At 73.1% G+C, this 22163-nt stretch carries 19 protein-coding genes, 3 tRNA genes and 1 pseudogene; 11 read left to right on the top strand and 12 right to left on the bottom strand.

Annotated features, from left to right (window positions below):
• The first annotated feature begins 20 nt into the window (after positions 1–20).
• On the top strand, positions 21–302 hold the full coding sequence (locus NDAS_RS03915; protein WP_013151835.1) for a DUF4031 domain-containing protein: 282 nt from the start codon (positions 21–23) through the stop codon (positions 300–302).
• Between the two features lie 10 nt (positions 303–312).
• Here the strand turns inward: NDAS_RS03915 and NDAS_RS03910 are convergent, their stop codons facing one another.
• From NDAS_RS03910 to NDAS_RS03900, 3 genes are read right to left on the bottom strand one after another with little or no spacing between them, the layout of a single operon-like run.
• Entirely contained in the window at positions 313–969 is a 657-nt protein-coding gene (locus NDAS_RS03910; protein ID WP_013151834.1) for an HD domain-containing protein, read from the bottom strand.
• Between the two features lie 44 nt (positions 970–1013).
• On the bottom strand, positions 1014–1676 hold the full coding sequence (locus NDAS_RS03905) for a response regulator transcription factor (RefSeq protein ID WP_013151833.1): 663 nt from the start codon (positions 1674–1676) through the stop codon (positions 1014–1016).
• A 40-nt stretch (positions 1677–1716) separates the two neighbouring features.
• Positions 1717–3327, bottom strand: coding sequence for a sensor histidine kinase (locus NDAS_RS03900; protein ID WP_013151832.1), 1611 nt, complete (start codon positions 3325–3327; stop codon positions 1717–1719).
• Between the two features lie 315 nt (positions 3328–3642).
• Here NDAS_RS03900 and NDAS_RS03895 point away from each other — a divergent pair, with 315 nt between their 5' ends.
• Both NDAS_RS03895 and NDAS_RS03890 read left to right on the top strand, forming a co-directional pair.
• A complete protein-coding gene (locus NDAS_RS03895) occupies positions 3643–4905 on the top strand; it encodes an MFS transporter (protein ID WP_013151831.1) in 1263 nt (420 codons plus the stop codon).
• 99 nt (positions 4906–5004) lie between these two features.
• Complete coding sequence (locus NDAS_RS03890) at positions 5005–5472, top strand: VOC family protein (RefSeq protein WP_013151830.1); 468 nt, start codon at positions 5005–5007, stop codon at positions 5470–5472.
• Between the two features lie 107 nt (positions 5473–5579).
• On the opposite strand, the gene NDAS_RS03885 is transcribed toward NDAS_RS03890, so the two are convergent.
• On the bottom strand, positions 5580–6350 hold the full coding sequence (locus tag NDAS_RS03885; RefSeq protein WP_013151829.1) for a DeoR/GlpR family DNA-binding transcription regulator: 771 nt from the start codon (positions 6348–6350) through the stop codon (positions 5580–5582).
• Between the two features lie 245 nt (positions 6351–6595).
• Between NDAS_RS03885 and NDAS_RS03880 the strand changes: the two genes are divergently transcribed.
• Positions 6596–7315: a glycerophosphodiester phosphodiesterase gene (locus NDAS_RS03880; RefSeq protein ID WP_013151828.1), complete on the top strand. Its 720-nt coding sequence runs from the start codon at positions 6596–6598 to the stop codon at positions 7313–7315.
• 83 nt (positions 7316–7398) lie between these two features.
• Positions 7399–8019 (top strand): TetR/AcrR family transcriptional regulator, encoded by a 621-nt coding sequence (locus NDAS_RS03875; protein WP_013151827.1) that lies wholly within the window; start codon positions 7399–7401, stop codon positions 8017–8019.
• A gap of 40 nt (positions 8020–8059) precedes the next feature.
• Here the strand turns inward: NDAS_RS03875 and NDAS_RS03870 are convergent, their stop codons facing one another.
• On the bottom strand, positions 8060–10000 hold the full coding sequence (locus NDAS_RS03870) for an SGNH/GDSL hydrolase family protein (RefSeq protein WP_013151826.1): 1941 nt from the start codon (positions 9998–10000) through the stop codon (positions 8060–8062).
• A 658-nt stretch (positions 10001–10658) separates the two neighbouring features.
• Positions 10659–10732, bottom strand: a tRNA-Ile gene (locus NDAS_RS03865).
• 267 nt (positions 10733–10999) lie between these two features.
• On the opposite strand from NDAS_RS03865, the gene NDAS_RS03860 reads away from it, so the two are divergent.
• The 3 genes from NDAS_RS03860 (at position 11000) to NDAS_RS03850 (ending at position 15242) form a co-directional block, all read left to right on the top strand.
• A complete protein-coding gene (locus tag NDAS_RS03860; RefSeq protein WP_013151825.1) occupies positions 11000–11989 on the top strand; it encodes a malate dehydrogenase in 990 nt (329 codons plus the stop codon).
• A 157-nt stretch (positions 11990–12146) separates the two neighbouring features.
• Positions 12147–14639 (top strand): DEAD/DEAH box helicase, encoded by a 2493-nt coding sequence (locus NDAS_RS03855; RefSeq protein ID WP_041552316.1) that lies wholly within the window; start codon positions 12147–12149, stop codon positions 14637–14639.
• Between the two features lie 258 nt (positions 14640–14897).
• Entirely contained in the window at positions 14898–15242 is a 345-nt protein-coding gene (locus tag NDAS_RS03850; protein ID WP_013151823.1) for a hypothetical protein, read from the top strand.
• A gap of 27 nt (positions 15243–15269) precedes the next feature.
• Here NDAS_RS03850 and NDAS_RS03845 read toward each other — a convergent pair whose 3' ends face one another.
• Both NDAS_RS03845 and NDAS_RS03840 read right to left on the bottom strand, forming a co-directional pair.
• A complete protein-coding gene (locus NDAS_RS03845; protein WP_013151822.1) occupies positions 15270–15740 on the bottom strand; it encodes a cytidine/deoxycytidylate deaminase family protein in 471 nt (156 codons plus the stop codon).
• Positions 15737–16441: a RibD family protein gene (locus NDAS_RS03840; protein ID WP_013151821.1), complete on the bottom strand. Its 705-nt coding sequence runs from the start codon at positions 16439–16441 to the stop codon at positions 15737–15739. Before NDAS_RS03840 ends, NDAS_RS03845 begins: the two co-directional genes overlap by 4 nt.
• Positions 16442–17053: 612 nt before the next feature.
• Here NDAS_RS03840 and NDAS_RS03835 point away from each other — a divergent pair.
• On the top strand, positions 17054–17941 hold the full coding sequence (locus NDAS_RS03835) for an SAM-dependent methyltransferase (protein ID WP_013151820.1): 888 nt from the start codon (positions 17054–17056) through the stop codon (positions 17939–17941).
• Positions 17942–18323: 382 nt separating this feature from the next.
• Here the strand turns inward: NDAS_RS03835 and NDAS_RS29690 are convergent.
• From NDAS_RS29690 to NDAS_RS03820, 3 genes and pseudogenes are all read right to left on the bottom strand, one after another.
• Positions 18324–19237 (bottom strand): annotated as a pseudogene (locus NDAS_RS29690) (glucuronyl esterase domain-containing protein).
• A gap of 566 nt (positions 19238–19803) precedes the next feature.
• Positions 19804–19876, bottom strand: a tRNA-Asn gene (locus NDAS_RS03825).
• Between the two features lie 166 nt (positions 19877–20042).
• Positions 20043–20115 (bottom strand) — tRNA-Asn (locus tag NDAS_RS03820).
• A 155-nt stretch (positions 20116–20270) separates the two neighbouring features.
• On the opposite strand from NDAS_RS03820, the gene NDAS_RS03815 reads away from it, so the two are divergent.
• The gene (locus tag NDAS_RS03815) at positions 20271–20612 is read left to right on the top strand and encodes a hypothetical protein (protein ID WP_013151819.1); all 342 of its coding nucleotides are present in this window, start codon (positions 20271–20273) and stop codon (positions 20610–20612) included.
• Positions 20612–21133, top strand: coding sequence for a hypothetical protein (locus NDAS_RS03810; RefSeq protein ID WP_013151818.1), 522 nt, complete (start codon positions 20612–20614; stop codon positions 21131–21133). Before NDAS_RS03815 ends, NDAS_RS03810 begins: the two co-directional genes overlap by 1 nt.
• 85 nt (positions 21134–21218) lie before the next feature.
• Here NDAS_RS03810 and NDAS_RS03805 read toward each other — a convergent pair whose 3' ends face one another.
• Entirely contained in the window at positions 21219–22106 is an 888-nt protein-coding gene (locus tag NDAS_RS03805) for an endo alpha-1,4 polygalactosaminidase (protein ID WP_013151817.1), read from the bottom strand.
• Positions 22107–22163: the final 57 nt, after the last annotated feature.

Here is a 22163-nt window from a genome sequence, read left to right as displayed (position 1 = left end):
ACAGGCCCTACAGTTTCCGGATGAGCGTTCTCATCGACACCCCGGTCTGGCCGGGGCCGCGCGGCTGGCTGTTCGCGCACCTGGTCAGCGACAGCTCCTACGAGGAGCTGCACGCCTTCGCCCGTGCGCTCGGGGTGGACCCGCGGGCGTTCGAACGCGACCACTACGACATCCCCGAGCACCTGCACGCCCGGGCCCTGGAACTGGGCGCCGAGCACGTCAGCGGGCGCGAGCTGGTCACGCGCCTGCGCGCGTCCGGGCTGCGGCGGCCCAAGGCCGCCCGGCTGACCGGCACGGCCTGACAGGGCCGGTTCAGGGCGGGGGCGGCTCCACCGGGGGCGGGGCGTTCAGCCGGTCGAGTTCGGCGAGCGCGTTCACCCGGGCCCGCGCCTCCCAGCGCGACCGCCCGGCCGGGGTGTGGAACAGGTGCGGCGCCTCCAGCAGCGACCGCAGCACCGCGGTCCGGCCCGCGCGGAAGTCCCCGTCGGGAACGTGCCGGTACTCGGCGCGCACCGCCGTGGCGTAGGCCAGGTACTCGTCGGCCGGGGCGGCCAGCACCGACAGGTCGGCGTCGCAGAGCACCGCGCCGTCGGCGTCCCACCTGCTCGGCCGGTGCGTCGCGGTCACCCCGACCAGGCGCACGACCTCGCGGACCCGCGCGGTCCCCATCCCCGTCAGGGGCAGCAGCCGCTCGGCGAGCCCCGCGCTCTCGCGCTCGTCGCGGCCCGGGACCCCCTCGTAGACGGCGTCGTGGAACCAGACCGCGTAGCGCACCAGGTCGGCGTCGCGCACCCTCTCCTCGCGGAGCAGCAGGTCGACCGCGCGCAGCACGGCCTCCAGGTGGGCGGGCGTGTGGTAGCGGCGGTGCGGCTCGTTCCAGCGGCCCAGGAGTTCGGCGCCGACCGCCACCGCCTCGGGTCCGTCCCCGGCGAGGCCGCGCCAGGCGGCTTCCAGCCACGCGTCGTCCATGCTCCCCAGTCTCCCCCATCGCGGCCGGTCCGCCCGGCACCGGGTCAGGTGGCGGAGGTGTCCACGAGTCCGGCCTCGTGGGCGAGGATGGCCGCCTGGACCCTGTTGCGCATCTCCAGCCGGTTGAGGATGGCGCTGACGTAGCTCTTGACGGTGCCCTCCACGAGGAACAGCCGGTCGGCGATGTCGGCGTTGGACAGGCCCGCCCCCACCAGGGCCAGCACCTCGCGCTCGCGCTGGGTGAGCTCCTCGACCCGGGCGACGGCCGCCGCTTCCCGGGCGGCCCGGGGCCCGCCGAACCGGGCGATGACCTGGCGCGCCACCTGGGGGGACAGGTAGGCGCCTCCGTCGGCGACCGCGTGCACCCCGGCGATCAGCTCGCGCGGGTCGCCCGCCTTGAGCAGGAAGCCGCTGGCGCCGCCGCCGAGCGCCTGGGAGATGTAGCTGTCCTCCCCGAAGGTGGTGAGGATGACCACGGCGGTCCCGGGCGCGACCCTGCGGATCTCCGCCGTGGCGGCGAGGCCGTCCATCCGGGGCATCCGGATGTCCAGCAGCGCCACGTCGGGGCGGTGGGAGAGCACCAGGTCCACGGCCTCGCGGCCGTCGGCGGCCTCGGCCACCACGTCGATCTCCGGGTCGCTGCGCAGGATCGCCCGCACCCCGGCGCGGATCATCGCCTCGTCGTCGGCGAGCAGCACCCTGATCACGTGTGTCCCTCTTCCCTGTGTCCGCAGCGGGTTCGCGTGGTCACCGTAGCGGCGCCTCGCCCTTGGTCAGCAGGCGCCCCTCGGAGAAGCACAGCTGGTAGAAGACCGTCTCCTCGCCGAGGAACACGCCGTTGCTGCGGTAGTAGCTGCATGTGGCGCCCGGGGGGACGGCGTCCTGCGCCAGGACGCTCGCGTCCATGTACACCGAGTTCGGCGGCAGGGCCTCCTCGACCTCGGTCTGGGGGTCGCCGACGGTCAGGTCGGCGAACTCCTCGGGGGTCAGGGTGCTGCTCTCCATGTTCGTGACGCCGATCCAGCCCAGCCCGAGCACGAGCGCCACGGCGGCGGTGACCGGTACCAGGGCCAGGGCCATCGTCCAGCCGCGCACCCGGCGGTGGGCGGCGAGCTGGAGCTGGTCGATCTGGGCCGCCTCCCCGTCCTCGTCGGGCCCCGCCCCGGCGGTGCCGTCCAGCGGCATGATCGCGCAGACCTCCCAGCCGCCGTCGCCGTTCGGCCCGGCGGCGAAGGAGCCCCCGGTCAGGCGGACGCGCTCGCGCAGCCCGATGAGTCCGCGCCTGCCGCCCGGACCGGTGTCGGGGCACGGCTCGGGGGGCGCGGAGTTGGTGACCCTGGCCTCCACCCGCTCCCCGCTCGCGGTCAGCCACACGGTCACGTCGGCGCCGGGGGCGTACTTGGCGGCGTTGGTGAGGGATTCCTGGACGACCCGGTGGACCGCGCGGTCCACCATCGGCGGCAGGCCGCCGGTGTCCCCGTCGCGCACCAGCACGACCCGCATGCCGGAGTCGCGGACGCGCTCGACCAGCGCGGGAACGCCCTCGCCCGCGGGGGACATGGGCGCGGGTTCGGTGTCGGCGCGCAGCACGCCGATGATCTCCCGCAGGCTGCGGGTGGCCTCGACCGCGGTGATCCGCAGCTCGGACGCGGAGCGGCGGTGCTCCTGGTCCAGGTCGGGGCTGACCTCCAGGGCCCCGGCGCGCAGGGCGATGAGGCTGAGCTCGTGGCCTAGGGAGTCGTGCATGTCCTGGGCGATGCGGGAGCGCTCGCGGAGCCTGGCCTCGTCGACGGTGAGGCGGTGCTCGCGCTGGAGCTGGCGGGCGTGCTCCCATCCGGCCTCGGCCAGGGCCACGTGCTGGCGCCGGTAGACGCCCACCAGCCAGGGGAGCACGAGGGTGAACACGACGGTGCTCACGGTGGCGGGCCACGCCGCGGGCGCCTCGGGCCACAGCAGCGCTCCGACCGCCGTCCACAGGACGGTCACGGACGTGAAGAGCGCCAGCGCCGACCACACCGTGGGGAGGCGGCGGCCCACCAGGTAGGCGACGCACAGCAGCAGGACGCCGAAGCCGTACACCCAGAACGAGCCGAGCAGCGCCACGGTCAGGGCGAGCAGCGGGTAGAGGCGGCAGAGCACCACGGTCAGCGCGGTCAGCGCCACCGCGGCGGACGCGGTGGTGAGCGCCTCGGCGGCCGACGTCTCACCGGCGCGCCAGCGGATGAGCATCTCCCCCAGGCACAGGACGGCGATCGCGGCCCCGAACAGCACGTCGCGCCAGACGGCGCCCCGGGTGGGCCACCCCCCGAGCGGGGTCAGCGCACGCCGGAGGCCCGCGCGCGGTACGGAGAGGTCCATGCCGGTGAACCTACACACCGGGGGCGGGTCGGCGGCACCGTCGAAAGTCAGGGTGGGGCCACCCCCTCCGACAGGCGCGCCCCCGCTCGGCGCGCCCGGTGGGAGCACCGCGGGGCCCGCCGGGGCCACGGAGGTCCCCGCACGGGTACCGGGGGATCCGCCGGGGCCCCGAAAGCCCCCACCCGGGCGCCGGAAGGCCCCGCCCGCCGACGACGGCCATATCATGGGATGAATTTTGGCCCTTCCGCGACGGCCCGAGCCATACGGCCGTGCCGGGAGCCGGGGTGGGCGACCACGACCGCGGACAGGGGCCGGATGTCACCTTTGGACACGCTGCGACGCATGCACCACATCGCCGGGTGGCCGCTGCTCCTGAGCACCTTCCTCGCCCGCCTGCCCATCTCCATGTCCCTGATCGGCCTGCTCACCCTGGTCACCACCACGACCGGGAGCGTGGCCGCCGCCGGTGCGGTGACCGGCGCCTTCGCGCTCGGGGAGACCGTGGGCGGGCCCGTCATCGCCCGCTTCGCCGACCGGCGCGGGCAGCGCGTACCGGTGCTGGTCACCTCGCTCGTGGACGCCGTGCTCATCACCGTGCTCGTGACCGCCGTCCTGGCGGAGGCCTCCGCCCCGGTCCTGGCCGTGCTCGCCGCCGCGGCGGGTCTGTGCATGCCCCAGATCGGCCCCATGGCGCGTACGCGCTGGGTGGTGCTCATCCGTCGGGGGCCGCACCGGGGCGAGGAGCGCGAGCGGTCGGTGTCCGCGGCGATGTCGGTCGAGGGCGTGCTGGACGAGGCCGCGTTCGTCCTGGGCCCCGCCCTGGTGGGCCTGCTCACCGTGACGCTCTCCCCGGCGGCGAGCGTGCTGGGCGCGGCCGTGCTCATCGGCGTGTTCGGGACCGTGTTCGCCCTGCACCCCACCGCGCCGCCCGGAACCCCGCCGGTGCGCGGCGCCGGGGGCCGCATCGCCACGCCCGCGCTGCTGGTGCTGGCCGTCCCCATGTTCTGCCAGGGCCTGTTCTTCGGCGGCATGTCCACCGGCGTGACCGCCTTCTCCGCCGCCTCCGGGCACGGGGACCTGTCCGGGCTGATGTACGCGGTGATGGGCACCAGCAGCGCCGTCGCGGGCCTGCTGATGGCCTCCGTCCCCGTGGGCTTCCCGCTCACGGCGCGGGCCCGGATCGCGGCGGGCGCGCTGTTCCTGCTCACCCTGCCGCTGTACGCGGCCCACGGCGCGGCCGCCCTGGCGGTGGCCATCTTCGTCCTGGGCGCCGCCATCGGCCCGCACATCGTGAGCCTGTTCGGGCTGATCGAGAGGGCCGCCCCGGCCAGCCGCCTGTCGCAGTCGATGGCCGTCATCCTGAGCTGCCTGATCCTGGGCCAGGCGCTGGGGTCGTCGGTCGCGGGCGTCCTCGCCGACGCGCACGGCCACCAGGGGGCGTTCGTGCTGGCCACGCTGGGCGGCCTGGTCTCCTTCGCGGTGACCGTCCTGGTGATGCGCGCCCGCTGGTACGTGCGCGGCGAACCGTCCTCTCCGGCGACGGTGACACGTTCCGCTCCGGGCGTCGGAGAGGGGTGACCGGGGAGGTCAGGGAGCGTGTCGGGGTGATTCGGGGAACATCAGGCGTTAAACCCGCGTTAAAGAGGAACCCATCATTCTGACTCCGACCTAGGCTCGATGATCGTGCTCGATCTACTGGCCACCATCGGCCCCCGCCGCAGAGAGGTGCCCGTGCCCCAGCTCAACGGGCTCGCCCTCGTCACCCTGTCGGTCCGCGACCGCGACGAGAGTGTGCGCTTCTACCGCACGGTCCTGGGTTTCCGGGTCCTCGGCAAGAGCGACCACGAGGGCACACGGCGCACCGAGTGCCAGCACCCGGCCTCCGGGCTGCTGCTGGCGCTCATCCAGCATCGCGACAACTTCAAGGGCAGGTTCGACCGCAGGCACTGCGGCCTGGACCGGCTCACCCTGGGCGTGGAGAACCTGGGCGAACTGGAGGCCTGGGAGGAGCGCTTCGCGGAGATGGACGTGGAGCACTCCCCGGTGATGCACGGCGAGGAGGGCTCCACCCTGCTCTTCTACGACCCGGACGGCACCGAACTGGCCCTGTTCGCCCACGCGGAGCTCGACGCCGACGAGGACTGAGCCGCGTGGAGCCGTAGCCGGGGCCTCGGCCGTGCACGCCGCCGACCAGGCGATGAACGGCGGACTCGGGCGGCCCCGAGCCGCCGGGCGCCCGGTGGGCGCCCCCTCTACTCCACCTCGACCAGCTTCAGGCGCACGTCGCGCTCGGCGAGGTCGTCCACGGCCGAGCGCGGGAGCCGGTCGTCGGTGATGATCAGGTCGAACTCCTCCAGGCTGGCCACCCTGAAGGTGCCGAACTTGCCGTACTTGGTGCTGTCGACCGTGAGCACGCTCTTGGAGGCGATCCGCAGCAGCGCCTGCTTGGCGACCACCTTGGCCTCGGAGGGCGTGGTCGAGCCGCGCTCGGCGTCCCAGGAGCTGCTGGCGATGAAGGCCAGGTCGACGTTCACCTGGCGCAGGAAGTCGGCGGTGAAGCGCCCGACCGAGGAGTGGTCGGAGTGCGAGACCACCCCGCCGGTGTGGATCAGCTCGATCCCCGGGTACTCCATCAGGTGGCCCACGACGTTGAAGTCGCTGGTGATGACGGTCAGGCCGACCTTGTCGGTGAGCAGGGGGACCATCTGCAGCGTGGTCGTGCCCGCGTCCAGGTAGATGGTGAAGTTCTCCCGGACCAGGTCGGCCGCCGCGCGCGCTATGGCCCGCTTGGCGGGTACCTCCAGCTGGGCCTTGGCCAGGTAGGAGGGCTCGCTCTTGAGCCGCGCCGCGAGCCGCACCCCCCCGGTGACCGACAGCACCTTGCCGTCGTTCTCCAGCGCCTGGATGTCACGCCGGACCGTCATGTGGGACACGGACAGCATCGACGTGAGCTCGTTGATGCTCAGCACGTGGCGCTCCTGAAGGAGCTTGAGGATGTGCTCTCGTCTCTGGTCCGGAATCATCGTTCGCCTCACACTCCAGGGACGGTCATGGGGCACCGTGCGGTCACGACGCCGTGTAACAAAGTTTCCCAGCTCGCCGCACCCCGTCGGCGTCCCCGACGACGTGAGTCCGCTCGCAATCGCGACGCCACGTAACGGCGGCACCGGGCCGCGCGGGGCGCCGCACGCCCGTCCGCGCCCGCCCCCGGCGGGCGTTTTTCCTGTTTGCACCACGTAAAGCGGAAGTCTTTGCCACCCTTGACCACATGACGTTGTCCATCGCACTGCGCGGAGACACCGCACGCTTCCCGGGAAACACCCTCCCGGCCCTGCGTTCAGCCTCGCGTGCCGGGGCCGACCTGGTCAAGATCGACGTCCACCTCACCTCCGACGGCTATCCCGTCCTGGTGGACGAACGACTCATGGCCCTTCCCGGTTCCCCGCCCCGCCCCGTGGGGGAGCTGACCCTGGCCGAGATCGCCGCCGCCCGCGACGACGTGGAGCACCGCGTGCCCACCCTGATGGAGGTGCTCGCCGAGTACACCGGCGACGCTCCCCCTCCCCTGCTCGTGGACGCCGGCACGCCCGAGGCGGCGCTGGCGGCGGACAGCCTGCTGCGGGCGCGCGGGTTCGGCGACCAGGTGCTCTTCACCGGTTCCACCGAGACCCTCGACGCCCTGCGGGGCCGCAGCTCCGAGGCCCGGCTGATGCTGGCCTGGGACAAGCCGGGGCCGCCGCCCGAGGACGTGGTGCGGACCCTGCGTCCGACCTTCCTCGGCATGCACTACACGCTGCTGACCCGGGACCTGGTCTCGGAGACACACCTGCGCGGCCACCTCGTCACGGCGTGGACGGTGAACGACTTCCCCGAGATGGCGCGCGTGGTGGGCATGGGCGTGGACGCGCTCGCCACCGAGCGGATCGAGGACCTGGTGTCGCTGACCAGCAGCCGTGAGCGGCGGGCACCGGCCGCCGGTCCGGTCTGAGAGCGGGGGTCGCGGAACCGATCCGCCGAAGACCGCACGCCCTCCCCCTCTCCGGGGGCGTACTCCGAGCGATGAGACACCACATGACGGCCGACACATCCCCTCACGCGCTCCGCACCACGGCCCCCGTCCTGGACTGCGCGGCGCACCTGTTCGCCCAGCACGGCTCACAAGGCCTGGCGATGTCCGAACTGACCTCCCGGATCTCGGCCGAGACCGGGACCGCCCCCGCCGCGCTCAGACGCGCCTTCCCCACCCGGTTGGACCTGGCCTACGCCGTGGTGCTGCGCTCCACCCGGGAGCGGGTGCACGGGCAGCTGGCCGCGGACCGGCCGGACCGACCCGCGACAGAACGCATGTCGACGCTGGTCAGGCGGCACGTGGAGACCGGCTGGCGGCACCGCGCGGCGACCGCGCTGGGGCACGAGCTGCTGCCGGTGCTGCGCGCCATCCACCCGGCCCGCCACCGCGAGATCACCTCCCTGACCCGGGCGTACCGCGAGCACGTGCGCGGCATCATCCTGGACGGCGTGACCCGCGGGGACTTCGGGGTGCGCGAGCCGGGGCGGGTCGCCGACGACGTGCTGGAGACCTTCGACTCCCTGCTGCACTGGTACGACCCCGGGGCCGGGCTGAGCCTGGACGACCTCGGCGCCGTCTACGTCGACCTCGTGATCCACCACCACCTGGGGTGCCCGCGCTGACCGGACGGCCTGGGCGGGCCACGCGCTCCCGCGGCCGGCGCTAGCCGCCGACGAGCTGGTAGAGGTCCACGGACTCGGCCAGCGCGCGCAGTCCGGCGTCCCCCGGGTGGAGGTGGTCGCCCGAGTCGTAGGCGGGCAGCATGCGGCTGGGTTCCTGCGGGTCGCGCAGAACCGCGTCGAAGTCCCACACGCCGTCGAAGGGCGACAGGGGATCGTTCGCCCGCGCCCGCAGGTGGTCGTTGACCTGCTGGCGGGCCCGGTCGACCTCCTCGGTGCAGCGCGCCTCGCCCCCGCAGGGGCCGAGCGTGGCCACGAACACCCGCATGCCGTTCTCGCGGGCCAGCCCCGCGATCTCCTCGATCCCGGCGATCACCGACTCGGGCGGGGTGCTCCAGCGCAGGTCGTTGATCCCGGCGAAGACGACCAGGGTGTTCACCCCGCTCTGGGCCAGCACGTCCCGGTGCACCCGGTGGGTCAGCGCCACCCCGGTGGGGTTGGTGGAGACGCCCTCACCCGGGTAGCCGTCCCGGATCACGTGGTTCCCGGCCACGCCGAGGTTGAGCACGCCCGGGTTGGGCAGCCCCGGCCGCTCGGACAGGCGGGCGCTGAGCACGTCGGGCCAGCGGGCGTGGGCGTCGGGGGTGGAGCGGATCCCGTCGGTGATGGAGTCGCCGAAGGCGGCGATCGCGCCCGGCCCCCCGGAGACCTCCACCGCGGTGAGGAAGGGCCACTGCGCGACCCGGCCGGTGAACGGCTCCCCCGTGGTGTCCAGGGTCAGGTCGCCGCTTCCGGGCGCGCTGGTGTAGTTGGTGTCCACCGAGGCGTAGTGCACCGGCGCGGTGGTCACCTGTTCGGGCAGGTGGATGCTGACCAGCACGTCGGTCTGCGGCGGCAGGAGCATCTCGACGGGGTCGCTGAACACCTGTCCCCCAGCCGGGATGACGGTGTCGGAGCGCCCCTCGAAGGTGAGTGGGACCGCGGCGCCGCGGGAGGCCGCGCCGCTTCCGCGCAGCGCGACGGAGGCCGCGCCCACGGTGACGGGTGCGGCCGCGAAGGTGTTGTCCAGGCGGATGCGGACCGTGTGGCCGCCGGTGGTCGTGCGCACCGACAGCCGCAGGGTCTGGTCCCGCCAGGGTCCGACCTCCATGTAGCCGGAGGTGGCGCGCGCCCAGGTGCCCGTCCACTCCGTCTCCGCGGCGCGCCCGCCCACGGAGAACACGTGGATGCGGCCCGCCTCGTCGGCGGTCTCGGGCAGCACCACGTGGGAGATCTCACGGGCGGGGTCGACCGTGACGCCGCGCGCGTACAGGCGCGCCGCGCCGAGGGTGGGGCTGGGACCGGCGTGCCGCGCGGAGTTGGCGTAGGGCAGGGTGAGCGCGGCCTCGCTCGCGGGTCCGGCGGTCCAGTGCGGCACGGACAGGGTGAACTCCTGCTCCCGGCCGTCGGCGTAGACCACGCGGCCGGTTCCGGTGACCTCGGCCTCGATGCCGTCGGTGCGGGTCGCGGTGGCCAGGAAGGTGAGCGACCGGTAGTGCTCGTCCGCGAGCCGCAGGAACTGGCCGTCCGAGACCAGGTGGTCGGGGCGGCCGGGAGCGTAGTCGGGCAGTTCCATGGGCGTGCCGAGCAGGACCACCTCGCGGCCGGGCGTCCACCCGGCGGCGGCCAGCGCCTGGGAGGACAGGCTGTTCCCGGAGCCGTCGAGGTCGACGGTGGCGACGGAGGTGTCCCGGGAGACGCCGATCCGGTCGACGAGACCGCTGAAGGGGACCGCGTTCACGGCGGGGACGGTCTGCTCCCTGGACTCGGAGGGCCCGGTGCCGTCGTCCCGGGAGACGGCGGTGTTGACCACGACCACGAGGAGCACCGCCACGGCCGCCGCGGCCAGGGCGTACAGCAGGCGGGGATGGAGGCCCACCCCGTGCCGGTGGGTTCCGCGCAGCCGTGTGCCGTCCGCTCCCAACGCTCGCCTCTCCCCCCGCATGCATCTGTCCACCGACTGTCGGACGCCTCCGGGCGCGCCGTGGTTGTTGAGACGTGGACCACCGCGCCCCTCGGAGCGGCCGCCAGTGTAAACGAGCGGCCACCGCCGGGCGCGGAGGTTCCGGGATGTACTGGACGGCGGGTCGTATGGCCTGCGACCTGCACGGAACGGGAAAACGCGCAGGAGCTTCGGATTCGGGCAGGAGTGCCGCCATATTCGTCCGATGTCAGCCCGGGAAATCGGACGTCCGTTATTCGGATACCGCAGTGAGGACTGCCCCGGAGGGAAGGAACATACCAAAGGCCCTATAAGTAGACAAAACACAAAACGAAGAACGGACGCCGCGCCCCCGGGCCCGTGGCGCCGCCCGACCCGGCCCGCACCCGCAAGACGGCGGGTCACGGGGGGCTGTGCGGGGACGGCGGGGCACGTGGCGCGCGTGTCCGGCGCCTTTGGCGGGAACGGACGGCCGCCGCGCCGCGGAACGGCGCCGCCGGCCGGGCGGCGGCCGGGTTCGAGGGCTTCCGGAACTTCAACGCGCATTCCCCGCGGACACCCGGGAGGGGACGTGGAAGCCCGTAGCCGACCGCGGGGAAAGCGATAGCGCCTCCTGCCTGCACGCACAGGTGGGAGGCGCTTTTTTCGTGTTCGGAGAGGGTAGGCCGGGCAGGACTCGAACCCGCGACCCAGGGATTATGAGTCCCCTGCTCTAACCAACTGAGCTACCGGCCCGCCGTGATCGGCAAACGCCATCCTAACAGGGTGGGTCCGACGTTTCCCCGCCCTAAATCCGTTAACGGACAGGACCTCCCGGCCGCCCGCCCGGGACGGCGCGGGGACACGTAGCGCGCACCTGGGTCACGGCACGCGGGAGCGCGCGGTCTAGGGTGGTGAGGTGCGGCGCGAGCCTGGACGGCCCCCAGCGCCCGGTACCGAAGCCGCGTCGAACCCGTTGTGAGCATCGCGGGTCGCGAAACGTCGTCAGGGAGAGTTCACGTCATGTCCAAAGCACCCGTCAACGTCACCGTCACCGGCGCCGCCGGCCAGATCGGCTACGCGCTGCTGTTCCGGATCGCCTCCGGCCAGCTGCTCGGCGCCGACACCCCGGTGAAGCTGCGCCTGCTGGAGATCCCGCAGGCCGTCAAGGCCGCCGAGGGCACGGCGATGGAGCTGGACGACTGCGCCTTCCCGCTGCTCCAGGGCATCGACATCTTCGACGACGCCACCCAGGCCTTCCAGGGCGCCAACGTCGCCCTGCTGGTCGGCGCCCGCCCGCGCGGCAAGGGCATGGAGCGCGGCGACCTGCTGGAGGCCAACGGCGGCATCTTCAAGCCCCAGGGCGAGGCGATCAACGCCGGTGCGGCCGACGACATCCGCGTGCTGGTGGTGGGCAACCCCGCCAACACCAACGCCCTCATCGCGCAGAGCCACGCCCCCGACGTCCCGGCCGAGCGCTTCACCGCGATGACCCGCCTGGACCACAACCGCGCGCTCACCCAGCTCGCCAAGAAGCTCGACGTGTCGATCAACGACATCAAGAAGCTCACCATCTGGGGCAACCACTCCGCCACCCAGTACCCGGACGTGTTCCACGCCGAGGTCAACGGCGCCAACGCGGCCAAGGCCGTCGGCGACCAGGCCTGGCTGGAGAACGACTTCATCCCGACCGTCGCCAAGCGCGGCGCCGCGATCATCGAGGCCCGGGGCGCCTCCTCGGCGGCCTCCGCCGCCAACGCCGCCGTCGACCACGTGTACGACTGGGTCAACGGCACCCCCGAGGGCGACTGGACCTCCGCGGCCATCCCCTCCGACGGCTCCTACGGCGTGCCCGAGGGCATCATCTCCTCCTTCCCCGTCGTCTCGCGCGGCGGCAGGTGGGAGATCGTGCAGGGCCTGGAGATCGACGACTTCTCCCGCGCACGCATCGACGCCTCCGTCAAGGAGCTGGTCGAGGAGCGCGACACCGTCAAGCAGCTCGGCCTGGTCTGACCGCCGAGACGCGCACCGCGAGACCGGTGACACGACGGGCGCACCCCGCGCGGGGTGCGCCCGTCGCCGTCGCGGGGCCCCGGACGTCGCGCGCCGCGGCCAGCGTCCCGAAGGGGGCCGGGAAGCAGGCAGTATAGAGACTGTGAGTCTCATCGATGTGCTTCCGGCCGAACCAGAACCCGACTCCCTCTTCGAGGCGTTCGCTTTGTGGGCCGAGGAGCGGGGCCTCACCCTCTACCCGCACCAGGAGGAGGCCCTCATCGAGGTCGTCTCCGGGTCCAACGTCATCCTCAACACCCCCACCGGCTCGGGCAAGAGCATGGTGGCCACCGGCGCGCTCTTCGCCGCGCTGGCCCGCGACGAGTGCGCGTTCTACACCGCGCCCATCAAGGCGCTGGTGTCGGAGAAGTTCTTCGACCTGTGCAAGATCTTCGGCACCGACAACGTCGGCATGATGACCGGCGACGCCAGCGTCAACGCCGACGCGCCCATCGTGTGCTGCACGGCGGAGGTCCTGGCCCAGATCGCCCTGGCCGAGGGCGCGAACGCCGACATCAACACGGTCGTCATGGACGAGTTCCACTTCTACGCCGAGCCCGACCGCGGGTGGGCGTGGCAGGTGCCGCTGCTGGAGATGCCGCAGGCGCAGTTCCTGCTGATGTCGGCCACCCTGGGCGACGTCAGCCGCTTCGAGGAGGACCTGGAGAAGCGCACCGGGCGCTCCACCGCCGTGGTGTCCTCGGCCGAGCGCCCCGTCCCCCTCTACTACGACTACCGGGTCACCCCGCTGCACGAGACGCTGGAGGAGCTGCTCGGCAGCGGCAACGCCCCCGTGTACATCGTGCACTTCACCCAGGCGCAGGCGGTCGAGCGCGCGCAGTCGCTGACCAGCATCAACATGTGCACCAAGGAGGAGAAGGCGGCGATCGCCGCGGAGATCGGCAACTTCCGCTTCACCACCAAGTTCGGCCGCAACCTGTCCCGCTACGTGCGGCACGGCATCGGCGTGCACCACGCGGGCATGCTGCCCAAGTACCGGCGCCTGGTCGAGCGCCTGGCGCAGTCGGGGCTGCTCAAGGTCATCTGCGGCACCGACACCCTCGGCGTGGGCGTGAACGTGCCCATCCGCACGGTGCTGTTCACCGCGCTGAGCAAGTACGACGGGGTGCGCGTGCGCCGCCTGCGCGCCCGCGAGTTCCACCAGATCGCCGGGCGCGCGGGCCGGGCCGGGTTCGACACCGTGGGCAACGTGGTGGCCCAGGCCCCCGAGCACGTCATCGAGAACGAGAAGGCGCTCGCCAAGGTCGGCGACGACGCCAAGAAGCGGCGCAAGGTGGTGCGCAAGAAGGCCCCGGAGGGGTTCGTCTCCTGGGACGAGGCCACCTTCACCAAGCTGATCGAGTCCGACCCCGAGCCCCTGACCTCGCGGTTCAGGGTCAGCAACGCCATGCTGCTGAGCGTGATCGCCCGCCCCGGCGACTGCTTCCCGGCCATGAAGCACCTGCTCACCGAGAACCACGACGACCGCCCCAGGCAGCGCCGCCACATCAGCGAGGCCATCGCCATCTACCGGTCGCTGCTGGACGGCGGGATCGTGGAGGCGCTCCCCGAGCCCGACGCGCAGGGGCGCACCGCGCGGCTGACCGTGGACCTCCAGGCCGACTTCGCGCTCAACCAGCCGCTGTCCACGTTCGCGCTGGCCGCGCTGGACCTGCTGGACAAGGAGTCGCCCACGTACCCGCTGGACGTGCTCAGCGTGGTGGAGTCCACCCTGGACGACCCGCGGCAGATCCTGGGCGCCCAGCTCAACAAGGCGCGCGGCGAGGCCGTCCAGCAGATGAAGATGGACGGCATCGAGTACGACGAGCGCATGGAGCGGCTGGAGGAGGTCGACTACCCCAAGCCGCTGGAGGAGCTGCTCAGCCACGCCTACGAGGTGTACCGGCGCGGCCACCCGTGGGTGGGCGACCACCCGCTCCGGCCCAAGACGGTGGCCCGGGACATGTACGAGCGGGCGATGACCTTCACCGAGTACGTGGGCTTCTACGAACTGGCCCGCTCGGAGGGGCTCGTGCTGCGCTACCTGGCCAGCGCGTACAAGGCGCTCAACCAGACGGTGCCCGACGACGCCAAGACCGAGGAGCTGCGCGACCTCATCGAGTGGCTGGGCGAGCTGGTCCGCCAGGTGGACTCCAGCCTGCTGGACGAGTGGGAGCAGCTGACCAACCCCGAGGCGGAGGTGCCGGAGGACGCGGCCGCCGCCGAGGAGAAGGTGCGGCCCGTCACCACCAACGAGCGGGCGTTCCGGGTGCTGGTGCGCAACGAGATGTTCCGCCGCGTGGAGCTGGCCGCCCTGCGCCGCCACGACGAACTGGGGCGGCTGGACGAGGACGGGGAGTGGGACGCCGAGGCCTGGGAGGAGGCCCTGGACGCCTACTTCGAGGAGCACGACGCGATCGGGACCGGGCCGGACGCGCGCGGCCCGGCGATGCTGCTCATCGAGCGGGAGCCGGAGCTGTGGCGGGTCCGCCAGATCTTCGCCGACCCGGCGGGCGACCACGACTGGGGCATCAGCGCCGAGGTGGACCTGGCCGCGTCCGACGCCGAGGGGCGCGCGGTGGTGCACGTGGCGGACGTGGACCGGCTGTAGGGGCGGACGGTCCTCGGGGAAGGGCCGTTTTCGGGCACGCCCATGCCGTCTCCGGGGATGGGCCCCCTGTACCAAGGGAACACCCCCGGACCCGGGCCGCGCCACAGCCGGATCCGGCCTGTGGACAACCCGGGTCGGGCCGCCTCCGGCGGGTAGAAAGGACGGCACAGGGTCCGGCGCCGCCGGACCCGCTCCCCTGCCCGCCGACCCCTCCCGTCCCAGCGGTCGTGCGGACCTTCACACACAGGAGGTTCGACCATGCCCCTCCCCCTCATCGCCTGGGCCGTCGCCGCGGGAGGCGCCGCGGCCGCCGCCTACGTCGCCCGCCGGATGTCCAGGGACGAGGAGTTCGCCGGAAGGGTCCGCGATGTCGCCGGTTCCCTCGCCAGGTCGGTGTCGGCCAGCGACGAACTCGACAGGCTCCTGGAGATGGAGGAGCCCGTCGCCATGCGCCACCTCGACGCCAGGGCGCCCCGGATGAGCGCCCAGCAGTGGGACGACTTCTCCGGAGCGGTGCACGCCCGCGTCACCAACCCCTACGAGGACGAGGAGACCAAGGCCCGGACGCGCCGCCTGTACTCCTACGCGGGCAAGCTCAGATGACGCGGCCGCCCTCCACCGGGCTCCCGCTCAGCCCAGCAGGTGGGCGTTGACCTCGCGCACGCCGTCGGCCAGGTCGGGCCGCTCCACGACCGTCCGGCCCGCCGCGCGCAGGCGCTCGGCGCCGTCGCAGTCCACGAACACGGAGGGCTCCCGCCAGGCGAACACCACGCGCGCGACGGGCGTGGCCAGGATCAGCGCCGAGCAGGACAGCGGCCGGGAGGCACGGGAGCTGCACGGTTCCAGGGACGAGTACAGGGTGGCTCCGGCCAGCCTGGGGTCGTCGGCGTCCACCTCCCGCAGGGCCGCCTCCTCGGCGTGGTCGTGCGGGTCGTCGCGGCGCGAGTAGCCCTCGCCCAGGACGGTGCCGTCGGCGGCGACCACGGCGCAGCCCACCGAGAACGCCGTGTCCGAGGGCGGACAGGAGCGGGACAGCTCGACGGTGCGGCGCAGCCACCGGGCGTCGGACTCCCCCTCGGCGGGGGGCGGACCGGCGCTCACGCGCGCGCTCCCCGGTCCAGCCGGTAGCGCAGGACCGCCACGTCGCCCAGCGCCCTGGCCTCCACCAGCCGCATCGGCGCGTCGGGGGTCTGCGGGAAGGCGCCGGGCACGACGAAGCGCGGGGCGTCCTCCTGCCCCACCAGGAAGGGGGCCACCGCCAACCGGAGCTCGTCGACCAGCCCCGAGGTGAGGAAGAGCGTGTGGATGTGCCCGCCGCCCTCGACCAGCAGGCGGCCGACGCCCCGGTCGGCCAGGTCGGCCAGCACGGCCCGGACGGTGGGCGGGTCCCCGGCGTCCACGACCTCGGCGGGCGGGTCCGCGGCGGGCCGGTCGGCCAGCGCGCGCCGGGCGGTGTCCACGCCCGCCCCGCCGGTGTAGACGACGGCTCCCGCGTCCCCGGTGGAGAAGAAGCGGGCCGCGGGGTCGAACTCGCCGCTGCGGGTGACCAGGGCCTTGAGCAGGTGCGCGGTGCGCCCGCGCTCCCGGCGGCGTTCGCGCAGCAGCGGGGAGCGCACCAACAGCCCGGGGTTGTCGGCGCGCAGGGTGCCCGCGCCGACGAGGATGGCGTCGCACTCCGCCCGTAGTTCGTCGATCTCGGCGAAGTCGGCCTCGTTGGACAGGCGCAGCCGCTCGGGCCCGGTGTCGTCGATGCGTCCGTCGACCGACATGGCGCAGCTGAGGATGGTGTACGGGCGGTCCATGGCCCCAGGCTAGGCCACGGCGCGGAGCCGGGCGGTCCGCGCTCGGGGAGCGCCCGCGTCCGCGGGAGCCCGCGTCCGCGGGAGCCCGCGACCGGAAGGGTCGGCGGTCGGGAGGGCCGGCGTCCCAACGGCGTTCCGGTGTTTTCGGCCCGCCGCTCCACCGTTCACCGGTCGCACCGCATTCCTGGGCACGGCAAGGAATTCCCGCAGGTGGCGACTGCGTGCGCGGAATTTCCCTCCGATATGCGCGGGGAACGCTTTTCTCCGTTCCCGCACGGCGGAGGAGCCCGCGGCTCACGCTCCGGGGACGGGACACAACCACCCGTACCCACACGTCTCCACTGTCACACACGCGCACTCACGAAACCCGGGAAGCCCGTAGCCACGGGCTTACGAGTTCCGAGACCTCATCCTGATTCCTCCCATAATGGACATTAGGTATATAACTCCTAGCCCACCCAGGACCACCCTTCGCCACACCCCGCAGTACTTCCCGGGCATCGCGAACACCGATTTTTATGACCGGAGTCTGTGACTCGGTTAACAACACCTCTCACGCGGAATACAATCCAGTGGTCGACCACTCTTCCCACCTCAGACAAGAGGACGGCGATGTCTCGATTCACCTCCCCCCCTTTCCTGAGGCAGGCGGGGGGCAAACACGTCCGCGCCCACCCACCGCCCGCCGTTGACCTGACCCGGCCCAGCGTGGCCCGGCTGCACTCCTTCCACCTCAAGGGCAAGGACCACTTCGAGGCGGACCGGGACCTGGCCGGCCGCGCCGAGCGGGCCGCGCCCGGGTTCCAGGACCTCGTGCTGGGCGAGAGGGCCTTCCTCCAGCGCGCCGTCCGCCACCTGTGCGCGGACCTGGGCATCCGGCAGTTCATCCAGTTCGGCGCGGGACTGCCCGCACCGGGCGACCCGCACGAGATCGCGCACGAGAGCGACCCCCGCGCGCGCGTCGTCTACGCCACCGACGACCCTGTGGTCCTGACCCACCACCTCGCCCTGCTCCGCGACCGGCGCACCACCACCGCGGTGCGCGCCTCGCTCACCCGCCCGGACAGGCTCCTGGACAGCTCCGAGACCCGGAGCTTCCTCGACCTGGACGAGCCCGTCGGCCTGCTGCTCGCCGGTGCCGTCACGCACACCTCCGACGCCGACCACCCGGCCGAGCACATAGCCGCCCTGCGCGACGCCCTGGCTCCCGGCAGCCACATGGTCCTCAGCCACTACTGCCGTCCCGACTCCGCCGTCTTCCCCAAGGACGCGGCGCGGGCCGAGCAGCTGGAGCAGGTGTTCGCCGAACGCCTGCGGTCCGGCCGCTGGCGCTCGCGGCGGGCCATCCTCGACTTCTTCGAGGGCTGGCGCGTCGCCGAACCCGGCGTGATCGAGGTCCAGCGGTGGCGCACGCTGCCCGTGGCCCCGCCGGTGCCCGGCTGCTACCAGATGCCCCAGCGCAACCGCCGACTGCTCATCGGCGGCGTCGCCGGAATCTGAGGCGTTACCTCCGCCCCGCGTCGCAGCCGCCCGGACCGGCAGCGGGCGAGGTCCGCCACCGCGCACACCGGGCCGCTCAGCCCAGTGGCCCCGACACCGAGCGGTCCCGTGTCCCGACCACGGGAACCCTCGGAGTACTCCAGCGGCCCCGAACCGCTGGCGCGGACGGTGGATGTCCGGCGGGGCGTCCCGGCCGCCCCGGCACCGACGGATGGCGCCCCAGAACACGGGCGCGGACCCGGTGCCGCTCTCCTCGCCGATGACCGGGCGCGTGCCGCCCCCGAGCCACTGCCCTCCGAGCGCGGTCCCGCCCAACGGGCCATGCCGCCGTCCCGGCCGACCGGGAAGCCGGTCGGACCGGGCCCGGTGCCCACACGCGCCGTCACCGCCGAACGCCCCGGTGTACCGGGGATCCGGCGTCCACGCGCGTGCCGTCCCCCTGCTCCCCGTCGGCACCTGCCGACCGGGACCCGGCACACGTCCCGTCCGCCGCGGAGCCCGCCCCGGCGGGCCGGAGCGCGCCGGGGGCCTCGCCCGTCCCGTGCAGGAACGCCTCGATGCTCTGTCGCAGCGGGGCCCGCCATTCGGGCCTGGCGGCGCAGTGGGTGCCGTCCTGGACGTCGGCCCAGTAGCTGATGTTGTCCTGGGCGCCGAGCGCCTGGTACACCTGCGCTCCGCCCAGGGCCGCCACACTCCCGGAGCGGGCACCCAGCCAGTCGATGTGGGGGTTGTCCATGACGAACAGCCCGCGCGGCGCGATCATGCCCAGGATCTGGTGTGTGTCCACCGGCAGCGTGCTCGGTCGCCCGTGTGGGAGCCGAAGGCGTCCCCCAGCCACGGCTGCTCGCCGTAGGCGCTGCTCAGGGGCCGGGCTCCGCTCTCCCGGGCGACCGCGCGGAAGGCGGGGACACCGCCGGTGCCCGACTCGATCGGCATGGTCAGGTCGATGCGCTGGTCGAACGCGCCCGCCGCGAGGGCGCCCTTGCCGTAGCGCGAGCACCCGGTGACACCGGTCGCGTCCGCCCGGAGGACGCCGCCGCCCGACTGCTCGACGACGTCGATGACGCGGCTGGCGCCCCAGGCCCAGGCCATGAGCAGCCCCGTACCGCTGGATGAGCCGTAGATGTCGTAGAACGCGCCCCGCTTGTCGCCCCGCGAGGTGCCCTCGGCCCCGACCGCGAAGGGGTCGTAGCTGATGACGGCGGCACCCGAGGCGTTGATGGCGGCCGTGGCCGCCCCGAACCCGCCGTAGACGATGACGGCCGGGAAGGGGCCCGAACGGCTCGGCAGGTCCACCGACGCCGAGAAGCTGGTGCTGCGTCCCCGGTCCGTCACGTTCACGGTGATGCCGGACGAGGCGACCGCGCCCGTGACGCTGTCGGGCGACGCGGGTCTGTCCCCGTAGACGGAGCGCTCCGCCAGTTCGTGGATCTCCGCCCGGCGGCACTCCCACTCCTCCAGGGTGGAGACGCGGGTGCCGCCCAGGCTGGTGAAGGGGTCGGGAAGCAGGGGGTCGGCGGCCGGGTGGCCGGGGTCGGGCACCGCGCAGTCGGCGCCGTTGTGCTCGGCGGCGGGAGCGGCCCGCGGACTTACGGTGGAGGCGGGGGTCTCGGGCCGGAACCGGTGGTGCGAGGCTCCATGGCAGGAAGGTTTTTCGGCTTTTTCCAGTGGAGTAACGGAAGTCTTCCGGAATACCCTCGGAAGCCAGGCGCGCGGGCGCGGACGCGTGAGATGGCAGGGGTGCCTGGGATTCGGGGAATCGCAGTGCCTTCTGTGGACACCGGTACTTTCTGTGCGCCCGAAGGCCGGGCACAAAAAAGGACAGGGCCCCTCCCGTGTGGGGGAAGGACCCTGTCCCGCCGCTCCCGCGATTGGACTCGAACCAATAACCTGCCGGTTAACAGCCGGCTGCTCTGCCGATTGAGCTACGCGGGATCGCGCTGGTCCCCGAACCCCGGGGGCTCGGCGACGTCCCCTAGCCTAGCGCCTTCCGAAGGGTGCTCGCGACGTGTTTCCGCCCCTGCGCACCGGCTCCGTTCACCCGCCCGACCACCCGAAAGACCGAGGGCCCGCCGGATGCTTCCGACGGGCCCTCCGGGCGCTCCCGCGATTGGACTCGAACCAATAACCTGCCGGTTAACAGCCGGCTGCTCTGCCGATTGAGCTACGCGGGATGGCGTGCGCCCCGCGGCGGGGCCGCGGCGACACATCAAGCGTAGCGTCCCCGCGGAGTGCTCGTGACCGGTGTCGGCATGTGTGGCGGGGTCGCGACGGGGTAACGTCGAGCACGGATCACGCCGATCGTCTCCAAAGGGTGAAGAGGTAGACCATGCGTTACCGGATCACGTTCGCCGCCGGACTCGCCATCGGTTACGTCCTGGGAGCACGGGCGGGCAGGGCCCGCTACGAGCAGCTCGCGCGCACCGCGCGCAAGGTGGCCGACAGCCCGGTCGTCCAGGAGGTCGCCGGCCTGGTCGGCGCCCAGGTCAGCAACGCGGGCCGCACCGTCTACGACAAGGCCGTGGACAAGATGCCGGTCACGTCCGTGCGCGACTTCCTCGCGCGGCCCACCGACGAGGAGATCGAACTCGTCGAGTGGGAGAGCCACAGGTCCAACGGCACCCAGCCTCCGGAGGAGAACGGCTCCCCCGGCAACGGCGGGAACCGCTAGTGGCCCTGTTCTCCCGGCGCGTACCCGCCGCGCTGCGCGCCCGGCTGGAGCGGGGCGAGCGCGTGCTGGCCCACGCGCCCGTCGCCTCTCCGGCCGGGGAGGCGGCGCCCGTCCTGGCCGCCACCACCCGGGCCCTGCACCTGCCCGACGGGCGCGCGGTGCCCTGGCAGGACATCGACCAGGCCAGTTGGAGCCCCGACGCCTTCACCTTCATGGAGGAGGGCGCGGGCGAGCACACGGTGCGGCTGCGCTCGGACCCGGACGCGGACGGCGTGGACTACCGCCGCCTGGCCGAGACCGTCTCCGAGCGGGTCACCGCGACCATCCTGATCAACCGCTTCGTGCCCTTCCCCGATCCGGACTCCTCCACGGGCTTTCGCCTGGTGGCGCGGCGGCCGCCCGGCGGCGCCGACGTGGCCTGGCGCATCCATCTGGGCGAGGGGGTGGACCAGGGGGACCCCCGCCTGCCCGACGCCGTCTCCCGTTCCCTGGACGCCCTCCACGACCAGATGGGCGTGTGAGCCGCGTCCGAGGGCCCCTCGCCGCCCGGCCGGTGCCGGGCGGCGGGACGGCCCCGTCCGCCCGGCGCCGGGTGACCGGAACCGGTCAGCAGACGTCGAAGACGTAGTCCCCGTGCTCGGGGCCGACCAGGTCCAGGTCGCGCAGGATCATCCGGGAGGGCGCGCCCGGAGCCGCGCAGGCCTCCTCGAAGGTCATCCCCGCCTCCTCCAGCGCGTGGGGGTACTCCACCGCCAGGACGGCGTCGCCGTAGACGCCGGTGTAGGCCTCGCACTCGTTCCACACCGCGCACTCCTCGGTCACGGCGAAGTCGAAGCCGACCTCCTCCCTGCCGCGCTCGGTGTCCTCGGCGGCGTTCTTCTGGCCCGCGGCCATGCCGTGTCCGTGGGTGAGTTCGACCAGTTCGGCGGCCAGCGCGAGGTTGTCGTCGATCGTGAGCAGGCCCTGGGAGCGCAGGTTGGAGTCGAGGTTGTCGAACTCGACCGCGTCGAAGCCCTTGTCCGCGCAGTCGGCGATGGTCTCGCCGAGGACGGCGGCGATGCCGGAGCGCTTGTCCTCGGTGGAGGTGTCCAGGAGGCGCTCGTCGTCCCAGTCCTCGTCGATGACGGGCTCGCCCGAGGCGTCGCGCAGGATCAGGTCCGGGTGCTCCTCCAGCCACCACTCCAGGTCGCCGGGCTGGGTCTGGAAGCCGTTGACGTAGCAGACGGAGTACATCCCCTCCGCCGGCTCGGAGGTGGAGTCGCGCACCACCGTGCCCACGCCCGGGGGCGGGGTGTAGGAGGCGCCGAGCTGGTAGTCCAACGCCCCCTCGGGGAAGCCCTCGAAGGCGGCCGCCTCGGCGGCGGTGTCGGCGGTGCCCGCGGTGGAGGAGGTGGACGAGGCGAGTTCGCCTCCGCCCTGGCTCGCGCAGCCCGCGGCCAGGAGCGCCGTCAGTCCGACGGCCGCGGCCGCGCGGAGTCCGGTGGGTGTGGACATGGAGGAACCCCGTTCTGCGGCGGTGGGGTGTTCCGCCGCCTGGTGGTCGGCGGTCCC

Origin of the sequence: Nocardiopsis dassonvillei subsp. dassonvillei DSM 43111 (assembly GCF_000092985.1) — a bacterium.
In the GTDB taxonomy this organism is placed as follows: domain Bacteria; phylum Actinomycetota; class Actinomycetes; order Streptosporangiales; family Streptosporangiaceae; genus Nocardiopsis; species Nocardiopsis dassonvillei.
This window is presented reverse-complemented; position numbering and strand designations above follow the sequence as displayed.